This window comes from Azonexus sp., assembly GCF_036170495.1.
Lineage (GTDB): Bacteria > Pseudomonadota > Gammaproteobacteria > Burkholderiales > Rhodocyclaceae > Azonexus.
This window is the reverse complement of sequence record NZ_JAVHPH010000284.1, coordinates 1-2,938: the sequence shown is the minus strand read 5'-3', so window position 1 is coordinate 2,938 and position 2,938 is coordinate 1. Positions and strand designations below refer to the sequence as shown.

The 2,938-nt window shown below is 65.1% G+C and carries 4 protein-coding genes; 3 read left to right on the top strand and 1 reads right to left on the bottom strand.

The annotated features are described in order from the left end of the window. Positions 1-208: 208 nt before the first annotated feature. Genes ADADOO_RS10200 through yaaA form a run of 3 tightly spaced genes read left to right on the top strand, consistent with a single transcriptional unit; the run spans position 209 to position 2,423 of the window. On the top strand, positions 209-754 hold the full coding sequence (locus ADADOO_RS10200) for a YbhB/YbcL family Raf kinase inhibitor-like protein (protein WP_511277255.1): 546 nt from the start codon (positions 209-211) through the stop codon (positions 752-754). Positions 755-802: 48 nt separating this feature from the next. Next, positions 803-1,615: a helix-turn-helix transcriptional regulator gene (locus ADADOO_RS10195; protein ID WP_511277253.1), complete on the top strand. Its 813-nt coding sequence runs from the start codon at positions 803-805 to the stop codon at positions 1,613-1,615. 34 nt (positions 1,616-1,649) lie between these two features. Then, positions 1,650-2,423 (top strand): peroxide stress protein YaaA, encoded by a 774-nt coding sequence (yaaA, locus tag ADADOO_RS10190; RefSeq protein ID WP_511277251.1) that lies wholly within the window; start codon positions 1,650-1,652, stop codon positions 2,421-2,423. A 61-nt stretch (positions 2,424-2,484) separates the two neighbouring features. Here yaaA and ADADOO_RS10185 read toward each other — a convergent pair whose 3' ends face one another. After that, positions 2,485-2,904, bottom strand: a complete 420-nt coding sequence (locus ADADOO_RS10185; protein WP_511277249.1) for a putative toxin-antitoxin system toxin component, PIN family — start codon at positions 2,902-2,904, stop codon at positions 2,485-2,487. Positions 2,905-2,938: the final 34 nt, after the last annotated feature.

The following is a 2,938-nucleotide window of genomic DNA, read 5'->3' as shown; positions in this document are numbered from 1 at the left end:
CGGTCGCGCGAGCCAAAGCGGGTGCGTTTCATCGGGTGTCCAGAAAATTCAAAGACGGCATTTTAACAGGGGGTGGGGGTACCGTCGCAGGATCGATGGTCGGGATCGCCTCGTGAGCGAATCGGGACAATCCTTGCGCGCCATGAAGCGGCGCCGAAAGGGCCGGGCGGGCAGACTGATGGCTCCCGTCACTGCAAGGAGCCTTTCCATGAAAACCTATTTCCGCGTCATGCTGCTTACTGCCCTGTTGGCCTGCGGCCTGGCCCGTGCCGATGATTTTCGCCTGATCGTCGAGGCCGGGCCGAATGGTCGGCTGGCGCCGGCGCATTACGCCAATGTCTTCGGCTGCAACGGCGGCAACGTCTCGCCGGCCTTGCATTGGTCGGGGGCGCCGGCCGGGACGCGCAGTTTTGTCGTGACCATGTACGACCCGGATGCGCCGACCGGGTCCGGCTGGTGGCATTGGGTGGTCGCCAACCTGCCGGCCGCTGCCGATCATCTGGATGCTGCCGCTGGCAATCCCGGTGGCGTGCTGCCGGCCGGCGTCCGCGCCATTGCCGGCGACAACGGGGAGGCGGCTTATCTCGGCAGCTGCCCGCCGGTCGGGCAGACGCACCGCTACGTCTTCACCGTGCATGCGCTCAAGGTCGACAAGCTTGATCTACCGGTCAATGCCACCCCGGCGCTGGTTGGCTTCATGGCCTGGGCCAACGGCCTCGGCAAGGCGAGCGTGACCCTGCTCGGTTCGCGTTAACATGGGCGAAAAGACCGGCATGCCGTTGGCCTTCCCGGAGAAAAAAGCATGCAGCCAACCATCGTCCAGCGCGCCGGTATTGCCGTGTCGGGCAGCATCGTCCAGCGCCAGCCTTTGCAGTTCCGGCGGCTGTGGATCGACTTGCCGACACTGGTCCTCGTCGAATCCGGCTACAAGATTCTGCACGGTGAGGCCGGCACCTTCCGCGTCGAGGCCGGTCAGGCGGTGGCGTTGGCCGGTGGCCAGGCCTTCGACGTGACCAATTATCTCGGCGAGGCGCCGAGCTATCGGGCCCGCTGGCTGGCCTGGGAGCGCGGCCTGCTCGAACGGTGGCGGGCGCCAACGGCCGGTGAGCGGCCGCAGTCGGTGGTGACGTTGGGCAAGGTGGCGCCGGCCTTTGCCGATGCTTTTACGGCATTGACGCAATCGTTCGACGACCCGGCACTGCCCGATGCGGTGGTCGCTCATCGGGCCCTGGAAATGCTGGTCTGGCTGGAGGGTGTCGGTCGCCTGCTGCTCGACGACGCGAACCTGGCGCCGCGTGTGCGTCGTCTGCTCGCCGGCGATCCGGCGCATGACTGGCGTTCGCCCGAAGTCGCCGGCCATTTCGCCATGAGCGAGGCCAGCCTGCGCCGCCATCTGGCCGCAGAGGAGTGTTCGCTGTCCGAAATCCTGCTCGACGTGCGTATGTCGACGGCGCTCACCCTGCTCCAATCGACGGCGCAGCCGGTGACGCGGATTGCCGGCGAGGTCGGCTACCAGTCGCCGTCGCAGTTTGCCGTGCGCTTTCGCCGCCGTTTCGGCTGTTCGCCCAGCGACATCCGCCGCGACAGTCCGCGTGGCCGGGTCGCCCTCGCGTAAAATCGGGGGCATTGCCAACCTGCGCCAACCGACCATGCTGATCTTCCTGTCCCCCGCCAAATCGCTTGATTTCACGACCCCTCCGCACGTCGCCACCTTCACCCAGCCGGCCTGGCTAAAGGACTCGGCAAGCCTGATCCGGCAACTGCGCAAGCTGTCGCCGGCCGACATCGCCAATTTGATGGATCTTTCCGATCCGCTGGCCCGGCTCAATTTCAACCGCTACGCCGACTGGTCGCTGCCGTTTTCGCCGGACAACGCCAAGCCGGCCGTGCTCGCTTTCGATGGCGACGTGTACGACGGCCTGGCCGCCAAAACGCTGGCCGCCGATGACCTCAATTTTGCCCAGCAGCACGTCCGCATCCTGTCCGGGCTCTATGGGATTCTCAAACCGCTCGATCTCATGCAGCCGTACCGGCTGGAAATGGGCACCAAGTTTGCCAACAAGGCCGGCAAGGATCTCTACGCCTTCTGGGGTGAGCGTCTGCTTAAGGCGATCAATGCCGAGCTGGCCGAGCGCCCGCGGCCGGTCGTGGTCAATCTGGCCTCCGCCGAGTATTTCAAGGCCGCGGTCGGCCGCAAGATCAACGGGGCGGTGATTCAGCCGGTGTTCGAGGACTGGAAGAACGGTCAATACAAGATCATCAGCTTCTACGCCAAGCGGGCGCGCGGGGTGATGACGCGCTACGCGGTGGTCAATCGGCTGCGCCAACCGGAAGGACTCAAGGATTTCGCCGAGGACGGCTATGCCTTCGCACCGGAAGTGTCGGACGAGAAGAGCTGGGTCTTCCGCCGCCGGGAAGGCTGAGCCGGCCTGTCGATTTTGGCCATTTTTTGCGGTTGACCGTGGGATTGCAGCGTGGCGCCGCTTAGCCCGCGAGCAGCGCCGATGCCGCTTCCGGTTTGATGATCTGGAAGCCGAGCTTGGTCCGGCCGCGCAGTTTCAACAGCGCCTTGTCCTTGCTGACCAGGATGTTTGCCTCGCAACGGGCGGCCAGTTCGAGGAATTTCTGGTCGTCGCGGTCCTTGCAGCGTGGCAGCGGTGGCGCTTCGCCTTCGGGGAAAACTCGCACGAGGTCGCTGTAGCGGGCGTAGCGCTCGGCGATCATGGCGGGCGTCAACTTGAGTTGCGGGTAAGTCAGGACGCGGCGCAGTTCGGCTAGCGTGCGTTCGTCGACGATGCATTCGATCCGCCCGGCTTCGAGCGCCGCCATGATCGGCACGGCGTCGGTGTTGGCCCAGTGGAAGAGGTCGAGGACGACATTGGTATCGAGAACGAAGCGCAGCATGGGGCGGGATTATAATGCGCGCCACCTCAACGCC

Excerpts from the sequence above, each read along its gene's own strand:
- ADADOO_RS10200 (WP_511277255.1), top strand. The coding sequence starts at position 209 with ATGAAAACCTATTTCCGCGTCATGCTGCTTACTGCCCTGTTGGCCTGC.
- ADADOO_RS10195 (WP_511277253.1), top strand. The coding sequence starts at position 803 with ATGCAGCCAACCATCGTCCAGCGCGCCGGTATTGCCGTGTCGGGCAGC.
- yaaA (WP_511277251.1), top strand. The coding sequence starts at position 1,650 with ATGCTGATCTTCCTGTCCCCCGCCAAATCGCTTGATTTCACGACCCCT.
- ADADOO_RS10185 (WP_511277249.1), bottom strand. The coding sequence starts at position 2,904 with ATGCTGCGCTTCGTTCTCGATACCAATGTCGTCCTCGACCTCTTCCAC.